Origin of the sequence: Propionicimonas sp., from assembly GCF_034927565.1 — a bacterium.
Lineage (GTDB): Bacteria > Actinomycetota > Actinomycetes > Propionibacteriales > Propionibacteriaceae > Propionicimonas.
Genome location: NZ_JAYFPT010000016.1, coordinates 43,761 through 61,309, shown reverse-complemented (window position 1 = coordinate 61,309; position 17,549 = coordinate 43,761). Strand labels below are relative to the sequence as shown.

The 17,549-nt window shown below is 68.5% G+C and carries 8 protein-coding genes; 7 read left to right on the top strand and 1 reads right to left on the bottom strand.

Annotated elements, in window-relative coordinates:
- Positions 1 to 114: 114 nt before the first annotated feature.
- From VB080_RS04925 to VB080_RS04895, 7 genes are all read left to right on the top strand, one after another.
- Complete coding sequence (locus VB080_RS04925; RefSeq protein ID WP_323417317.1) at positions 115 to 849, top strand: GntR family transcriptional regulator; 735 nt, start codon at positions 115 to 117, stop codon at positions 847 to 849.
- 42 nt (positions 850 to 891) lie between these two features.
- Entirely contained in the window at positions 892 to 1,683 is a 792-nt protein-coding gene (nagB, locus tag VB080_RS04920; protein ID WP_323417316.1) for a glucosamine-6-phosphate deaminase, read from the top strand.
- 7 nt (positions 1,684 to 1,690) lie between these two features.
- Positions 1,691 to 2,806, top strand: a complete 1,116-nt coding sequence (locus VB080_RS04915; RefSeq protein ID WP_323417315.1) for an N-acetylglucosamine-6-phosphate deacetylase — start codon at positions 1,691 to 1,693, stop codon at positions 2,804 to 2,806.
- Between the two features lie 432 nt (positions 2,807 to 3,238).
- Positions 3,239 to 9,523 (top strand): family 78 glycoside hydrolase catalytic domain, encoded by a 6,285-nt coding sequence (locus tag VB080_RS04910; RefSeq protein ID WP_323417314.1) that lies wholly within the window; start codon positions 3,239 to 3,241, stop codon positions 9,521 to 9,523.
- Between the two features lie 124 nt (positions 9,524 to 9,647).
- The gene (locus VB080_RS04905; protein WP_323417313.1) at positions 9,648 to 12,944 is read left to right on the top strand and encodes an SNF2-related protein; all 3,297 of its coding nucleotides are present in this window, start codon (positions 9,648 to 9,650) and stop codon (positions 12,942 to 12,944) included.
- A 251-nt stretch (positions 12,945 to 13,195) separates the two neighbouring features.
- Positions 13,196 to 14,698 (top strand): CoA-acylating methylmalonate-semialdehyde dehydrogenase, encoded by a 1,503-nt coding sequence (locus tag VB080_RS04900; protein WP_323417312.1) that lies wholly within the window; start codon positions 13,196 to 13,198, stop codon positions 14,696 to 14,698.
- 87 nt (positions 14,699 to 14,785) lie between these two features.
- Positions 14,786 to 15,943 carry a DUF3048 domain-containing protein gene (locus VB080_RS04895; protein WP_323417311.1) on the top strand — a complete coding sequence of 386 codons (1,158 nt, stop codon included), beginning with the start codon at positions 14,786 to 14,788 and terminating at the stop codon, positions 15,941 to 15,943.
- Between the two features lie 206 nt (positions 15,944 to 16,149).
- Here the strand turns inward: VB080_RS04895 and VB080_RS04890 are convergent, their stop codons facing one another.
- The gene (locus tag VB080_RS04890) at positions 16,150 to 17,394 is read right to left on the bottom strand and encodes an isochorismate synthase (RefSeq protein ID WP_323417310.1); all 1,245 of its coding nucleotides are present in this window, start codon (positions 17,392 to 17,394) and stop codon (positions 16,150 to 16,152) included.
- Between the last annotated feature and the right edge of the window lie 155 nt (positions 17,395 to 17,549).

Here is a 17,549-nt window from a genome sequence, read left to right as displayed (position 1 = left end):
CGACAGTCGGCTGCCTGCTGTCGCGGATCCAGCCAGGTCCGTCCAGGGTTGACAACGGTCCGCTGACGCGGCAGGTTAGGTGGTACGGACCAGTATGGACCTATAGGAGGCGGGGTGCGGGGCGGCATCACCACGGGACCGGTTCCCAAGCACCTCCAGGTACGGGACCGGATCGTCGCCGTGGCCGTCCCCGGCCAGGCGATTCCCTCCGAGCGCGCCCTGATGGCCGAGCTCGGGGTCTCGCGCGAGACCGTCCGCCGGGCGATCGACGGCCTGGTCGCCGACGGGCTGCTGCAGCGCAGCCACGGGCTGGGCACCTTCGCCGTCCGTCCGGTGGTCGAGAGTCAGCTGCACCTGGCTTCCTTCAGCCACGACATGCGCCGCCGTGGCCTGGTACCCGGCACCCACCTGATCTCGGTCACCAGCGAACTCCCGATCCCCGAGGTCCAGGTCGCCCTCGGTCTGCAGCCCGGTCAGCTGGCGTGGCGGATCGTCCGGATCCGGCTCGCGGACGGCGACCCGATCGCCCACGAGGACGGCTGGTACCCGGCTGCCGAACTTCCCGGCCTGGACGGCCACGATCTCGCCGGGGACTCGCTCTACCAGATTCTCCGCGACGCCTACGGCCACCGGATCGATGCCGCCGAGCAGGTGCTGTGGGGGGAGAGCGCGGACGCGGCGATGGCGGCCGCCCTGGCGGCTCCGCTGCACACCCCGCTGCTGGTCTTCCAGCGTGTCTCGATGGCAGCCGGCCGCCCGATCGAATTCAGCGTTTCCCGCTACCGCGGCGACCGCTACCGACTCCACATGAGCCTGCGCGGCGACATGCTGCAGCCCGAGGCGGAGTGACCCGAGCCAACCCCAACCGACCGACCAAGGAGAAGACCAGCAATGGAAGTCATCATCTGCCCCGACGAGAACCGGGTGGCGCAAGTTGCCGCCGCCAAGGCCGCCAAACTCGCCGCCGCGATCGGCCCGGCGGTGGTGTTCGGCGTGGCCACCGGATCCAGCCCGGTGAAGACCTACAACGAACTTGCCAAGCTGGTCGCCGCCGGACAGCTCGACGTCTCGCAGGCGTCCGCCTTCGCCCTCGACGAGTACGTCGGCATCGCCGCGGGGCATCCGCAGAGCTACCACGAGGTGATCAACGCCACCGTCACCGTCCCGCTCGGGCTGGATCCGGCCAGGGTGCACGTCCCTGACGGTTTCGCCGCGGATCTCGAGGCGGCAGGACCCGCCTACGAGGCGGCGATCAGGGCCGCCGGTGGGGTGGACATCCAGTTCCTGGGGGTCGGCTCGAACGGCCACATCGGGTTCAACGAGCCGACCAGTTCACTGACCTCGCGCACCCGGATCAAGACCCTCGCGCCCCGCACCCGGGAGGACAACGCCCGGTTCTTCGCCTCCATCGACGAGGTGCCGCGGCACTGCATGACCCAGGGCCTGGGGACGATCATGGACGCCCGCAACGTCGTCCTGATGGCTACCGGGGAGAACAAGGCCGCGGCGATCGCTGCCGTCGTGGAGGGGCCGGTCACCGCGATGTGGCCGGGGTCGGTCCTGCAACTGCACCAGCACGCGACGATCGTCGTGGACGAGGCGGCCGCAGCCGGACTCGCGCTGCACGACTACTACCAGGAAACCTACGCGAACCTGCCCGACTGGCAGCGACTGGAGGTCTGAGGTAGCCATGCTGCTCAGCGCAGAACGCATCCTGCTCGACGACGCCGACGAGTTCACGCCCGGGTGGGTCGAGCTGGCCGGCGACCGGATCGTTGCGGTGGGCGTCGGTGTGCCGTCGTCCACCCCGGACGAGCGGCTCGACGGGACGGTCGTCCCCGGCTACGTCGACGTGCACAGCCACGGCGGCGGCGGAGCCACCTTCACCGAGGGAGCCGAGGCGGCACACACGGTGCTGGCTGTCCATCGGGCGACCGGAACCACGACCATGGTCGCCTCGCTGGTGACCGGGACGATCCCCGACCTGCACGCCCAGGTGGCAGCGCTGGTGCCGCTGGTGGAGGCCGGCGACCTGGCTGGCATCCACCTGGAAGGGCCGTGGCTGGCCGAGAAGTACAAGGGGGCGCATCCGCCCGAACTGCTGACCGACCCCGACCCTGCCGAGGTCGCCGCCTTGCTCGAGACCGGACGGGGGGCCGTCCGGATGGCCACCATCGCTCCCGAACGGACCGGCGGCCTGGAGTCGATCCGGCTGATGACCGCGCGCGGCTGCCTGGCGGCGATCGGCCACACCGACGCCGACTACCAGACCGCCTGTGCGGCGGTCGAGGCCGGTGCCCGCGGCGCCACGCACCTGTTCAACGCGATGCCGCCGCTGCTGCACCGGGCTCCCGGACCGGTGCTGTCGCTGTGGCACGACCCGCGAGTGACCGTCGAACTGGTCGCGGACGGGGTGCATGTCACGCTCGACCTGATCGCCTGGGTGATGGCCACTGCCCCCGGACGGGTGGCGTTGATCACCGACGCCATGGGCGCCGCCGCCGCACCGGACGGCGACTACATGTTGGGCGAGCTCGCTGTCGTCGTGCGTGACCGGGTTGCCCGGCTGGTCAGCAACGGCGCGATCGCCGGCTCCACGCTCACCCTTGACCGGGCGGTTCGCAACGTGGTGGCGGCCGGGGTGCCGCTGGTGCAGGCCGTCCGGTCGGCGACCTCGGTGCCGTCGGACTACCTCGGCCTGCCCGAGGTGGGACGGCTGGCAGCCGGCAAGCGGGCCGACCTGCTGGTGCTGGACGATGACCTGGCGGTCGCACGTGTGCTGTGGCGGGGCGCCTGGCAGTCCTGAGCCGTGAGCTGCCACCGTCGCCGGTGACTCGGGCCTTGTGCCCGGAACCTCCCAGAATGCGATTCCGTCAGCGTCCTGACGGCCAGGCTGCTCGGGCGTATGGCCTGGTCAGCAGTGAGTTGCACCGGCCTATGAGTTGTCTTGGCGGCCGGCCAAAAGCTTGGGAAAAAGGCCGTGCACGGTGGACGCACCAGAATCACAATGGGGGTTGACGCCCTTCCGATGGCTGAACTAACCTCTGATCCAGCCTGCGATTGACACGTTTCAGTGATGAACGTCCTGTCAACCTGCTGTGGGTCTGTGGAGATCTGTCATACGTTGCCGGAGAAGGGCATAGAAATGGTATCTACTAGGCTTGATGGGTCTTCCCGCCGTCGCTTCCGGGGGCTGGTCAGCCTGCTGGTTGGTGGCGGTATGATCGTTTCAACCATAGTGATCGCACCGCCGGCGGTCGCCGATGACAATCATGCGCCCGGCGCGCCCACCGGGCTTCGCACGGAATTGATGGCCAACGCGCTCTCGGTCGACACTCTTGAGCCCTCGGTCTCCTGGGTGGTGAACGATCCGGATGAGAACGAGGTGCAGACCGCCTTTCGCATCGTCGTCTCCACCTCGAAGGCGAATGGAGAAGAAGAGACGTATCTGCACGACACCCAGTGGGTGGAATCGGCGCAGAACACCGGAGTTGAGATCCCCGACATCGCCGGCGTCCTCTCCGAGGACTCGCTGTACTACTGGCAGGTGCAGACCAAGGACAAGGACGGTGCGGCCAGCCCGCTCTCTGAACCCCAGTCCTTCACCACCGGCACCGCGTGGGCGAATACCCAAGGAGTCTGGCTTGAGTCACCCGTCATTCCCGACGACGACGCCGAGGTGTACCTGAGCGTCCCCAAGGGCACGGCCAGCTACCTGACGGTGGCCGATAGCGACGCCCTGGGCACCGGCCTCGAGTCGGAGACCGCACCGACCAAACTCGCCGCCGCATCGTTGAGCCAGTGGACGAACTACGCCGTCGAAATGGACCTGAAGACGTCCACCGTGGCCGGTGTCGTGTTCCGCGACAACGGGACCAACAACTTCATGTGGCAGTTCCGGGCGTCCGACCAGAAGGTGACCCCCCACACCGGCCGTACCTACGTCGCCTTGACCGCCACCACGGTGACGGTACCGTCCGATACCTGGTTCCGGGTCCGCATCGAGGCCCAGGGCAACCAGCTCACCACCTTCATCAACGGCACCCAGGTCGACCAGCGCACCTCGACACACGCCACATCGGGCACCATCGGGTTCCGGACCGGCAGCAGTGAGTCGTTCTACGCCGACAACATCACGGTGCAGAGCCTCGACACCGGCAGATGGCTCTACGCCGAGGATTTCAGCGGCGAGGGCCTCGGCACCAGCTCGGCCTTCTCCGGCTGCACCGTGACCGATGGCACGACGACCGCGCTCAGCAGCCCCTACTTCCTCTTCCTGCGGCACTCGTTCGAACTGACCAACACAGCCACCATCGAGAAGGCAGTCATCCAGGCAACCGGGTTCAACAGCGAGTCGGTGAAGGCCTACGTCTACGACCTCTACGTCAACGGTGAGGCGATCGGCGCCGGCCCGGCCCGCCGCAACGACAGCACGTCCGCCGGCAACCTGCAGTACTACAACTCCTACGACGTCACCGACCTGCTCCAGGACGGCGAGAACGTCATCGCGGCCATCAACTACAACAAGGACGACTCCCGAGCGGTGTTGTTCCAACTGGAGGTCTGGCGCACCGACGGCAGCAAGCAGGTCGTGACGAACTCCGGCCGGGATGCTGCGGAGTGGAGCGCCTACAACGGCACGCAGACCTTCGGGAACGTGAGCCAGGGCAGCAGCGGCTACTACGAGCAGCACAAGGAGAACCTCAACGCGGCCGCCTATCCCGAGGGTTTTGCCGACATCGGCTACACCGAGAGCGCCGCCTGGCAGCCAGCGACGCTGCGCTCGGCGGCGATCAACGGCTCCCGCGTGCTGGTGCCCTATCCCGCCGAATCGGCGACCCGGGTGGAGATGCCGGCCGAATCGGTGCAGGCGATGGACGACGGCAGCTACCTGATCACGCTGAAGAAGGCCATCGTCGGCTCGCTGCAACTCAGCCTGAACAGCCCGGCAGCCAGCCAGATCACCGTCCGGTACGGCGAGGCGCTCAACTCCGACGGCAGCGTCAAGTACGTCGGCACCGGACATCCGACCTACGACGAGACCTGGACGCTGAAGGCCGGGCAGCAGACGTTGCGGACCACCCTGATGAAGAACTTCCGCTACATCCAGATCAGCGGTTCGCCGGTCGCAATCACGACCGACATGGTGACCGGGCTGGCTGATACCCAGCAGTTCGACTCTGACGCCTCCAGCTTCGATTCGTCCGATGCGTTCCTCAATGAGCTCTACGAGTTCACCAAGTACTCCGTCGAGGCGACCAACCAGGACCTGTGGACGGACTCCCAGGCGCGGGAGCGCCGCGCCTACGAAGGCGACGTCATCGTCAACTGGGGCTCCTCCACCGCCGTCAGTGCCAACTACGCGCTGGCGCGCCACACCAGCGAGTACCTGGTCGATCATGAGACCTGGCCGGCCGAGTACAAGCTGTTCTCCGTCATCGTGGCCTGGGACGAGTACCTGCACACCCAGAACGCCGACTCGATCAGCGCCTTCTACGCCAAGCTGAAGAACAAGTTCCCAGGCAGCTATGACACCACCTACAACCTGGTGTCGACCAGCAACAGCTGCGGCAACCAGGGCGGCTCGACCCCGCTGATCGACTGGCCGACCACCGAGCAGGACGGGCTGGTCTGCCTGCCGGTCTCCGGCCTGGCGGCCTTCAACACGCCGTACAACGCCATCTACTCCGCCGCAGCGCAGGCGATGGCCAATATCGCCGGGGTGCTCGGGGAGAGCTCCGACCAGGCAAGTTGGCAGCAGCGGGCGACCAACATCAAGGCGGCGCTGATCTCGCAGATGTACGACGCGAGCAAGGGTGCATTCATCGACTCGATGGCGACCAACGGCACCAAGTCGACCCATTACGCCCAGCACTCCACGGCTTTCGCGCTGGCCTACGGCATCTACGACAGCCCGGAGATGGCCTCGGCGCTGGGCTCGTACCTGGCGTCCACAGGCGGCTTCAAGGGCAGCATCTACGCCTCCTTCTTCGTGCTCTACGGTCTGTACGCGGGCAACAGCGGCCAGAGTGCGCTCGACTTCCTGCTGAACCCGGACAGCAGCAACGTGAAGACCTTCGCCCACGTCCTGAACACCCTCAACGCGACCATCTCGCCCGAGGCCTGGGATCCCTCGCGCAAGTCGAATATGACCTACTCCCATCCCTGGGGATCCTCGCCGGGCGCCGCGATCGCCCACGGCATGTTCGGCATCAACCCGACCGCCCCCGGCTATGCGGAGTTCACCGTGAAATTCCAACCCGGTGAGATCGCCACCGCGTCCATCACGGTGCCGACGTTGCGTGGCCAGATCTCGGCCAGCTCCGACACCACCGGTGACCATTTCGCCGGGACGGTGACCGTGCCGGCCAATACGGCCGCGACGGTGTCGGTCCCCGAGACCAACCCGACCTACGGCAATGTGCTGGTGGACGGTGAGGTGGTGGCCGCCACCCGCAGCGGTGGCTTCCTCACCGTCGAGGTCGGCTCGGGCACGCACACGGTCGTACCGGCACCGGGCGGCGTGGATCTTCCCGAGTTGTACAACGTGACGTTGACCGCGTCCGGAAAGTTGTTCGTCGGCACGGCGCTGACCACCGCGCTGTCGGTGGTCGATGAGACCTCGGCCGCCGCCGATCTGGCGGGCGCCACCGTCACCTACTCCTCCAGCGATCCGTCGATCGCCACGGTGGACGATGATGGCGTGGTCACTGGTGTCTCCGGGGGGACCGCGACCATCACCGTCACGGTCACCAAGGACAGCCGCACCGGGACAGCGACGGCGAGCGTGACCGTCTCCGACACGCCGAAGATCGCCACGCTGGAGGTCCGGGCGAACCTCGACTCGATCGGAGACATCGACACACCGAGGCTGGTCGGCATCCTGGAGGATGGTTCCGAACTGGTCTTCACCGATGTCAGCTTCACCTCCTCCGATCCGGAGGTGGCCGAGGTGCACGCCGACGGGTCGGTCGAGGTGAAGACCGAGGGCAGCTTCACCCTGAAGGCGACATCAACCGAGCACTATGAGGATCTCGCCGATGATTTCGACAACTCCGCCTTCGAGATCACGCCGTTCTTCAGCGACGACTTCTCCGGCACCAGCCCCTTCACCGCAGGCACGGCGAGGACGGTCCAGGACGGACGGATGCTGGTCGGTACCGGCGGCTACTCGGCGGTTCCGAAGTCGACGCTGCTGAAGGACGCCCCGGCGGGGGCCGATCAGACCGACTATGTGGTGAAGTTCACCGGTAGCGCCAACGTCGGTGGCACCAACACGCTGGGCTATGGCATCACCATGCTGGCGCACGCCGGGGAGACCCAGAGCACGGCGGCGAAGGGCAACTACTTCTACCAGCTCTTCAGCAGTCAGACCCTGAAGCGTGCCAGCGGTGTCACCGACGTCGGCACCACTCCCGGTGTCGTGGCCCGGGGTGCGGTCGTGACCGTGACGGGCGTGAACGGCGCGGGTGCGGACAACGAGATCATCCTGGCCATCGAAGGCTGCCGGGTGATGACCTACGTCAACGGGAAACTGGTCGACACTGCTCACTGGAGTGAAGACCTGTGCGCCCCGAGCGGCACCATCGCGGTGCGGAACGGGAGCCTGGACAACACCTACTACATCGACGATCTGGTGGTGGGCACCCGCGCCCTGACAGCTTCGGCCGACTACGAGATCTCCGCGGTGCCGGTGGTGACCGACAAGGCCGCTCTGGCCGAAGCCGTGGAGCGGGCGGGTGCACTCGCGGAGCCGGACTACACCTCGTCGTCGTGGGCCGGGCTGTCGGTCGCGCTCGCGGCGGCGGCAGCCGTGCTGGATGACGCCACCGCCACGCAGGCTGAGATCGATGACGCGACGGAGGCGCTGAACAGCGCCATCGCGCTGCTGGTGTCCAGGGGTGATCCGGCAGTGCTGGAGGCCCTGGTCTCTGCCGCCGGCGCGTTGAACGGCAAACTGTCCGGCTTCACTGACAGCTCGGTTGAGGCGCTGGCGGACGCACTCGCGGCTGCCGAGGATGTCCTCGCGGATGCGGCGGACACCACCCAGACCGGTTTCGACAGTGCCGCTGCGGTGCTGCAGGAGGCGTTGGCAGGGCTGACGGCCAAACCGGTCGCCTCGCCCGACAAGGCCCTGCTGCAACAGCTGTACGACGCGGCGGCGGAACTGTCGAACACCACCGGCAGGTACACCGCCGAATCGTGGTCGGAGCTCCAGACGGCGCTCGGCAGCGCGCAGGCTGTGCTGGACGACGACGCGGTGTCGCAGCCACAACTCGATGCCGCCGTCAAGGACCTGAATGACGCCGTCCTGGGGCTGGTGATTGCGCCTGACCCGACGGTGCTGCAGCAGGTGCATGATGCGGCGAAGGTCCTGTCGAATGCCGACGGCACCTACACCGTTGCCTCCTGGTCGATGTTGCAGGCGGCGCTCGAGGCTGCCGAGGCGGTGCTGGCCGACGCGTCGGCGTCGCAGACACAGCTCGACCAGGCCGCTGTCGCAGTGAATGCTGCGGTGTCGGGCCTGGTGATCGCCCCCATCACCACGGTGCTGCAGCAGGTTGTCGACAGCGCGAAGGCCCTGTCGAATGCCGATGGCACCTACACGGCGGCCTCCTGGTCGGCATTGCAGGCGGCGCTCAAGGCTGCCGAAGCGGTGCTCGCCGATGCCTCGTCGTCCCAGGCGCAGATCGATGCCTCGGCGACAACCCTGGCTGCTGCTCTGGCGGGCCTGAAGGTGTCGCCGGCGGTGGTGGCACCGAACCGGACGGTGCTGCAGCAGGTGTATGCCTCGGCAGCGAAGCTGACGAACTCGGATCACCTCTACACCTCCGCCTCGTGGTCGGCCTTCCAGGCCCAGCTCAGGAGCGCGAAGCAGGTGCTGGACAACTCGTCGGCGACGCAGGCACAGCTCGATGGCGCGGCGACGGCGCTCGCCGCCGCCATGGCTGGCCTTGTGCCGGTGCCAAGCACGCCGGTGGCAACGCCGGTGGTCGCCAAGGTGAAGCTGAACCAGGCCCAGCTGCGGCTGGTGAAGGGGAAGTCGTTCACCCTGGAGGAGGCGGTCTACTACACCGACGCCAGCCTGCATCCGGACTACTCCGGAGCAGTGGTCTGGAAGTCGTCCAATACCAAGGTCGCCACGGTTTCCAGCAGCGGCGTGATCAGGGCGAAGAAGACCGGTACGGTCACGATCACCGCCACCAGCAAGGCGAAGAACGCCGCCGGAAAGAAGCTGTCGGCGTCCATCAAGGTCACCGTGGTGAAGTCAAAGCCAAAGGCGAAGGTGACGAAGGTGACCGCTGCGGTACCCCGGACGATGAAGGTCGGCCAGATCGCCTACACCACCGGTAAGTACGCCTCCTCGAAGGCGACGGGAGTGAAGGTGACGTACTCCTCGTCGAAGCCGGACATCGTCGTGATCGACAAGGCCGGCCGACTGGTGGCCACCTCGAAGGGCACTGAGTACATCAAGGTCAAGGCTGGGGGAAAGACCAGAAGCTACAAGATCACGGTCACGTAACCTCACGATCGGATCTTCGGTCGTGGCGTTGAGGGTGGTTCTTCCCTGTCACGCGACTGAGCTTCGCCCCAAACCAGACCCAGGGTGAGCGACTGTGGGGTGGTGGCAGGTACCCTCGGCTGCGATGTCGGACACCTCAGATCCCCGGGCCGGGCTGGCCGAACTCAGCGAGGCACGGCTGCTGTCGACCTTCGGGCCGAACGCGGTCAGCGCCGGACGCCAGTACGTCGCCCTGGGCCGGGTGGGGAAGGTCTCGGCGGCAGCCGGAGCGGCCGGCCAGGTGCTGCAGGCGAACGTCCGCGGCACCCGGTGGCACAGCTACCAGACGGTGGTGCGAATCGGCGGCGACGGCACCATCAGTTCGTTCTGCAGTTGCCCGGTGCGGACCAACTGCAAGCACGGCGCGGCGGTTTTGGTGGCTTTCAGCAACCGCAGCCGGACGCAGGCCCAACCGCGCTGGCAGCAGGTGCTGGGCGCCTTCACCGAACAGGACCGGCGGGTCCGCAGCGGCGGCCAGCCGCTGGCGATCGAGTTTCAACGGTCGGACAGCGGTGAGATCCGGCTCCGGTTGCTGACCCTGGGTCGCAGCGGCCGGTGGATCCGGACCGGGGTCAGTTTCGACACCGTCGACCGCGGCTGGGACACCAGCTTCGACGAGGCCCAGCGCCGCGCGGTGGCTGCGCTGCGGCAGGCCTCGCGTTCGCCGCACGGCTACCAGGCCCGGGTCGACACGTTGTCGCTGTCCGAGTTCGGCCCGGCGGTCTGGGAGTTGCTCGCCGACGTCCGGCTCGCCGGCGTCGCCTTCCACGGGGTTCCGCCGGTGGACTCGGTCAGGCTGCTGGACGGGGTGGCCCAGATGGCGTCGTCGCTGCGCGGCAGGCAGGAGCCGGCACCAGACGGCCAGGCCACCGATCAGGTTCCGCAGCCGGCCGGCGACGAGCTCCCCGAGACCGTCGCGGACGGCGTCCCGCCCGCGTCCGGGCCGCAGACCGGCGTCGAGTTGCGCTCCACCCTGATTGCCGAGGGCCACGACTGGGAGCTCCATCCAGGTGCGCTGGTCGGCGACCCGGCCCACGGGGTGGCGGTCTTCCGGGCCGGTGAGCTCGTCCTGGGACGGCTGGCACATCCGCTGACCGCTGCCGCCCGCACCCTGCTGGTGCGCTACCCGCGGCTGGAGATCCCGGCCGCCGAGGTGTCCGCCTTCACCGCCGGCTTTCTGCCCAGCCTGCAGCGCTCGCTCGACCTGACGGTGGAGCCGGGCCTCGATCTCCCGCTGGCCCAACCCCCGGTGGTGCGGCTGGATGTCGAGTTCGGCGAACGGCACACCACCCGGCTGCGCTGGCGCTTCCGCTACCGGATCGGCAGCCAGGTGATCGACCTGACCGCCGCGCCGGCACCGGGGGAGCCCCCGGTGCGGGACCCGATCGCCGAAGCAGCCCTGCTGCGACTGCTGCCCGAGCAACCCTGGGCGGTGACCGATGCCGCAGGGCGCCCTGAGTTGGTGCCCGAAGCCACGCTGTCCGGGGTGGAGTCCGCGGGCTTCGTCACCGAATGGCTGCCCCAGCTGCAGGAACTCGACCAGCTGGAGATTGCGCTCTCGGAGCCGCCGCCGGTCTACCGCCGGGCCGAGGCCGCGCCGCAGGTCAGCGTCGGGGTCTCCGACTCCGATCAGACCGACTGGTTCGATCTCGCGGTCACGGTCAGCGTGGACGGCGAACAGGTCGAGTTCCGCGAGCTGTTCACCGCCCTGGCGCGCGGCGAGAGCCACCTGATTCTCGACTCCGGCACCTGGTTCAGCCTCGAACGCCCCGAGTTCGAGCAGCTGCGGGTGATCATCGACGAGGCGCTGCTGCTGCAGGCCGAGCCGGGATCGGGGCTGCGACTGCGCCTGGAGCACGCCGGGCTGTGGCAGGATCTGGTCGACCTCGGCGTCGTGGCCGAACAGTCCCGGGCCTGGCAGCAGGCGGTCGCCGGTCTGCTGAACACCGCCGACCTGCCTGCGGTGCCAGCGCCGTCCGGGCTGCGGGCCACCCTGCGCAGCTACCAGGTGGCCGGCTATCGCTGGCTGTCCTTCCTGTGGCGCTGTGGGCTGGGCGGCATCCTGGCCGACGACATGGGCCTGGGCAAGACTCTCCAGGTGCTGGCGGTGGTGGCCGCCGCCGCCGAACGCGGTGACCTCGATCACCCGGTGCTGGTGGTCGCGCCCACCTCGGTGGTCGGGACGTGGGCGGGGGAGGCCGAGCGGTTCGCCCCCGGCCTGCGGGTACGGACGGTCGAGGCAACCGCCGCGCGACGTCCCGAATCGCTGGCTGCGCTGCGGGACGGAGCCGACGTGGTGGTGACCTCCTACACCCTGTTGCGACTGGAGGACGAGGACTACGCCCGGCTGCCCTGGGCGGCGGTGGTGCTGGACGAGGCGCAGTTCGTGAAGAACCGCGCCACCCGCGCCTACAAGGCCGTCCGCCGGTTGTCCGCCCGGGTGAAGTTCGCGGTCACCGGCACCCCGCTGGAGAACAACCTGATGGATCTGTGGTCGCTGCTGTCGATCACCGCGCCGGGGCTGTTCGCCGACCCGGACGCCTTCGCCGAGTTGTACCGCCGTCCGATCGAGTCCGGACGCGACCCGGACGCGCTCGCCCGGCTGCACCGCCGCGTCCGTCCGCTGATGCTGCGACGCACCAAGGAGGCGGTGGCCACCGAACTGCCGCCCAAACAGGAGCAGGTACTGGAGGTGGCGCTGGGGCCTGGCCACCGGCGGATCTACGACCGGCACCTGGCCGCCGAGCGCAAGCGGGTGCTGCGGCTGGTGGACGACCTGGACCGCAACCGGGTGGCGATCCTGCGCTCGCTCACCGTGCTGCGCCAGCTCAGCCTGTCGCCCGCGCTGGTGGAGGAGGGGGCGCCCGCCCAGTCGGCCAAGATCGACACCCTGATCGACCTGGTCACCGAGTTGGCGGCCGAGGGCCACCGGACACTGGTGTTCAGCCAGTTCACCCGGTTCCTCAGGCTGGTCCGCGACCGGCTGGATGCCGAGCGGATCGGCTACGCCTACCTGGACGGCCGGACCCGGGACCGGCAGGCCAGGATCGACTCCTTCCGCGCCGGCACCGACCCGGTCTTCCTGATCAGCCTCAAGGCAGGCGGTTTCGGGCTCACCCTCACCGAGGCCGACTACGTGTTCATCCTCGACCCCTGGTGGAACCCTGCCGCCGAGACCCAGGCGATCGACCGCACCCACCGGATCGGCCAGGACAAGCCGGTCATGGTCTACCGGCTGGTCAGCTCCGACACCATCGAGGAGAAAGTGGTCGCCCTGCAGCGCCGCAAGCGCGAGCTGTTCGACGCCGTCATGGGAGAAGGCTCCGACCTGGCCGCGCCGCTGACTGCCGAGGACATTCGCGGCCTGCTCGACCTGGACTAGCTGCCTGCTCGACCTGGACCAGCCGCACCGTTCGGGGCGACAGTTCTGTCACGCGGGGGTCACCGCTGACCCGGAAGGCCCGCGCCGATCTGCTTCAGACGGTTCCGTCGCGCCGCTGACCGCCAGAAAGGTGACGGGGCGTCGTGGGGGTCGTGTCGCACCCGCGGGGCCCGGGTACGCAACTCTGCGGAGGGCAACCATTGGGCGGTATTGATAGAATGTCCTTACAAAGTCTCACGGAAGAGGATGCCATGTCCGCCCAGCCCACCCGGATCACCCACCTGATCGGCCACCAGCCCTGGCCGGGCGTGGCCGAGCGCACCTCCCCGGTATTCAACCCGGCTACCGGTGAACAGACCGGCGTCCTCGACCTGGCCTCCGCAGCACTGGTGGACGAGGTGGTCGACCAGGCCTCGGTCGCCGCGAAGCTCTGGGGGCGGACGTCGCTGACCCGCCGGGCACGCGTGCTGTTCGCTTTCCGGGAACTGCTCAACCAGCACAAGCAGGAGATCGCCGAACTGATCACCGCCGAGCACGGCAAGGTCACCTCCGACGCTCTCGGCGAGGTCACCCGCGGTCTGGAGGTGGTCGAGTTCGCCTGCGGCATCCCGCACCTGCTGAAGGGCGGCTACTCCGAGAACGTCTCCACCAAGGTGGACGCCTACTCGATCCTGCAGCCGCTCGGCGTGGTGGGGGTGATCTCGCCGTTCAACTTCCCGGCGATGGTGCCGATGTGGTTCGTCCCGATCGCGATCGCCTGCGGCAACGCGGTCGTCCTCAAGCCCTCGGAGAAGGACCCGTCCGCGGTCAACGCGATCGCCGAGCTGTGGGCCCGGGCCGGGCTGCCGCACCACGTCCTCAACGTCGTCCACGGCGACAAGGAGGCGGTGGACGCCCTGCTGGACAACCCCACCGTGAAGGCAGTCTCCTTCGTCGGCTCCACCCCGATCGCACAGTACGTCTACGAACGTGGAACCTCGGCCGGCAAGCGCGTCCAGGCGCTCGGCGGGGCCAAGAACCACATGCTCGTGCTGGGCGACGCCGACCTCGACCTCGCCGCCGATGCCGCGGTCAGCGCCGGCTACGGCTCGGCCGGCGAGCGCTGCATGGCGATCTCGGTGGTGGTCGCGCTGGAGGGCATCGCTGACGACCTGGTGGCCAAGATCGCCGAACGCACCCGAACCCTGCGCACCGGCGACGGTTCGAAGGGCTGCGACATGGGCCCGGTGATCACCAGTCAGGCCCGGGACCGGATCGCCGGCTACATCGACGCCGGAGTCGGCGCCGGTGCCAGCCTGGTGGTGGACGGCCGGCAGGACGCGTTCGACGGCGGGCCGGACGGCTACTTCGTCGGCCCCACCCTGTTCGACCATGTCGGCACCGACATGAGCATCTACCTCGACGAGATCTTCGGCCCGGTGCTGTCGGTGGTGCGGGTGTCCAGTTTCGATGAGGGGCTGGCGCTGATCAATGCCAGCCCGTACGGCAACGGCACAGCCATCTTCACCAACGACGGCGGCGCCGCCCGCCGGTTCCAGACCGAGGTCGAGGTTGGCATGATCGGGATCAACGTCCCGGTGCCGGTGCCGATGGCGTTCTACTCCTTCGGCGGCTGGAAGGCCTCGTTGTTCGGCGACTCGCACGCGCACGGCATTGAGGGCGTCCATTTCTTCACCCGGACGAAGGCCGTCACCCAGCGCTGGCTCGATCCCAGCCACGGCGGACTGCAGCTCGGTTTCCCCCAGAACACCTGATCTTCCTCCAGAACACCTGATCGTCGCGCGGGGAACGCCGACGAGGCCCTAGCATGGTCGGGCACACGAAGAGAGGTGGTCGTCGGAATGGGTGCAGTGAGTCGCCGGTCAGTGCTGGTGGGCGTGGCCGGGGTCGCGGGAGCGGCAGCAGTAGCCGGGTGTACCGGACAGCCCGCCCCGTCAGGGTCGAACTCGGCGCCGCCGCCGTCACCTGGCGGTTCAGCGTCTGAGACGCCGACCCCGTCGCCGACCCCCACCGGTTACATCGACACCACGCCACGCTGGCCGCTGACCGGCGTCCCGTTCAAGGACGGCGAGGAGAAGAAGGCCGCCCACTCCGCGGTGGCGGTCAAGGTGCCGGTGGAGAAGCGGTCGTTCCCGCAGAGTGGGGTTGACTCCGCCGATCTGGTCTTCGTCCAGGCGCAGGGCAAGTCCTACGACACCACCCGGTTGTGCGCTGTCTTCCACAGCAAGTTCCCCGCCGAGGGGGCGAACCCGGTGCGGTCCACCCGTCCGGTCGATGTCGCCCTGCTGGCGCCGCTGAAGCCCGTCCTGGCCTGCACCGGTGCCACCCCGTGGGTGCTCAAGTACGTCCGCAAGAACAAGAAGTACATCGAATTGCGCGAGAAGTACGGCGACCGCACCGACCGTTGGAAGCTCTGGAACCCCGGTGGCTGGTGGAAGGGCGGCAATCTCAGCGACAAATCGGTGGTGGCGATGCCCAAGGCACTGTCCCGGGACGCCAAGCTCGCCCCGGACGTCGTCCCGCCGGTGTACCTGCAGTACGCCCAACCCGACGAGGACGCCTCCACCGCCAACGGCACGGCGGTGAAGCGGATCACCATCACCTACGCCGGTTCGATGACCGAGTACCACCGCTGGACCTGGTCGGGCGACAGCTTCAAGAAGGCCATCCGGTTCCACGAGAGCGCCACCTGGTACGACTGGAAGGTCCGCAAGGGCAAGCAGGTCACTGCGCCGAACGTCCTGATCGTCTACTGCGCCTGGAAGATGGGTGTGCTCAAGGGCTATTCCGGGCACACCGAGCCGCTCTACTCGATCATCGACGGCAGCGACAAGTTCGTCTACCTCCACGACGGAAAGTACGTCACCGGCACTTGGAAGAAGGCTGGGGTGGCTGACCGCTTCGAGTTCACCCTGGACGACGGCACCCCGCTGAAGATGGCGCCCGGCCGCACCTGGGTGGAGATGCCGAACCACAACGCCAAGGTCGAGTTCAAGTAGCAGCCGCCTGCGGACTACGCCCCCGGCAGTCTTGGCGCCCAGCGGTCTTGGCGCCCGGCACCGGGCCGCTCGCCCCAGCGCCTGACGTCTCCACTGTGCGTGCCTTGCTCGACTTTGCGCGTGGTGTAGCGGCGGCAGAGTCGAGCACGAGCCGCAGGGTCGAGTTGAGGAGGGCTCGGCGGTTGCGGGATGGGCGGGGCCGTGGCTCAGGACGGAACGCCGAGGGCCTCCAGCATCGGGACCAGCTTGGCCTCGGTCTCGGCGTACTCCTCGGCCGGATCGGACCCGGCGACGATGCCGCAGCCGGCATAGAGCGTGATCGAACGCGGGTCGGCGGCGTCGATCAGTCCGCAGCGCAGGGCGATCGCGAACTCCCCGTCGCCGCGGGCGTCCATCCAGCCGACCGGGCCGGAGTAACGACCACGGTCGAGTTGCTCCAGCTCGGCGATGGTGGCGCGCGCGGTAACGGTCGGGGTGCCACAGACGGCAGCGCTGGGGTGCAGTTCGGAGGCCAGGTGCAGCGCGCTGATGTCGCCGTGGGCGACGGCGGTCACGTCCGAGGCCAGGTGCAGGACGTTGGGCAGTTCGAGCACATAGGGCGCGTCCGGGACGTTCATGCCCGAGCAGAACGGGGCCAGTGCCGCAGCCACCGAGTCCACCGCGAGTTCGTGCTCGATCAGGTTCTTGCTCGAGCGCGCGAGCGCGTGGGCGAGCTTGAGATCCAGTTCCTCGGCCCCGGTGCGGCGGATTGTGCCGGCCAGCACCCGCGACATCGCCAGCCCGTCCTCCAGCCGGACCAGCATCTCCGGGGAGGCGCCCACCAGGCCGTCCACGCAGTATGTCCAGCAGTTCGGATACCGGTCGGCCAGTGCCCCCACCAGCCAGCGTGGGTCGATCGGCGAGGCGGTGGCGATGTCGACCCCCCGGGCCAGCACCACCTTGCTCAGCTCGTTGCGCTCGATCCGTACGACGGCTTCGGCGACGATGTGCTGCCACTGCTCGCGATCCAGGCTGCGACCGGTCACGCCACTCACCCGGGGTCGTTCGATCACATCGCCGACCGGCACCGGCGCGGCGATCGGCTCCGAGCCGATGGTGGTCAGCCAGGCTTGACCGCGGCGGCGGCCCAGCACCACCTGTGGCACCACCATGACCGACCGGGCCGCGGTGTGGCCGGGGTCGAAGGGGAAGGACGCGAACACCATCGGCCCGCCGACGCCGGGCAGGTCGCTCTCGATGTCCAGGCCGTGGCAGAACTCCCGCCACCATCCGTCGGCCTCGTCCCAGCCGGCGCCCTCCAGCCGGGCGGCCTCGCCCAGTCCGATCATGCCGTCACCGCGTCGCAGCCAGGCCAAGGATGCGGCAGCCGGGAGATACGCCTCCAGCGGCCCGGGATCGTCGATCGCGATGGTCTGGGCCCGCCACGGTGGCTGGGGCGGGAATTCGCGCACCAGCGAAGGATAGACGAGCCCTTCCCAACCGCGAAAACCCCTCGCCCTCCCCCCACCCCTCCCCACCTCACTGCCCGTCGTCCACCGCCCTTGCCCGTCGTCCCCACGTCGTCGAGCGCGCTTCCCGTCGTCCCCACGCCGTCGACCGCCACCCT

What these genes read in the sequence shown, in the direction of transcription:
- VB080_RS04915 (WP_323417315.1), top strand. Translation starts at nt 1,691, where the DNA reads ATGCTGCTCAGCGCAGAACGCATCCTGCTCGACGACGCCGACGAGTTC.
- VB080_RS04905 (WP_323417313.1), top strand. Translation starts at nt 9,648, where the DNA reads ATGTCGGACACCTCAGATCCCCGGGCCGGGCTGGCCGAACTCAGCGAG.
- VB080_RS04900 (WP_323417312.1), top strand. Translation starts at nt 13,196, where the DNA reads ATGTCCGCCCAGCCCACCCGGATCACCCACCTGATCGGCCACCAGCCC.
- nagB (WP_323417316.1), top strand. Translation starts at nt 892, where the DNA reads ATGGAAGTCATCATCTGCCCCGACGAGAACCGGGTGGCGCAAGTTGCC.
- VB080_RS04895 (WP_323417311.1), top strand. Translation starts at nt 14,786, where the DNA reads ATGGGTGCAGTGAGTCGCCGGTCAGTGCTGGTGGGCGTGGCCGGGGTC.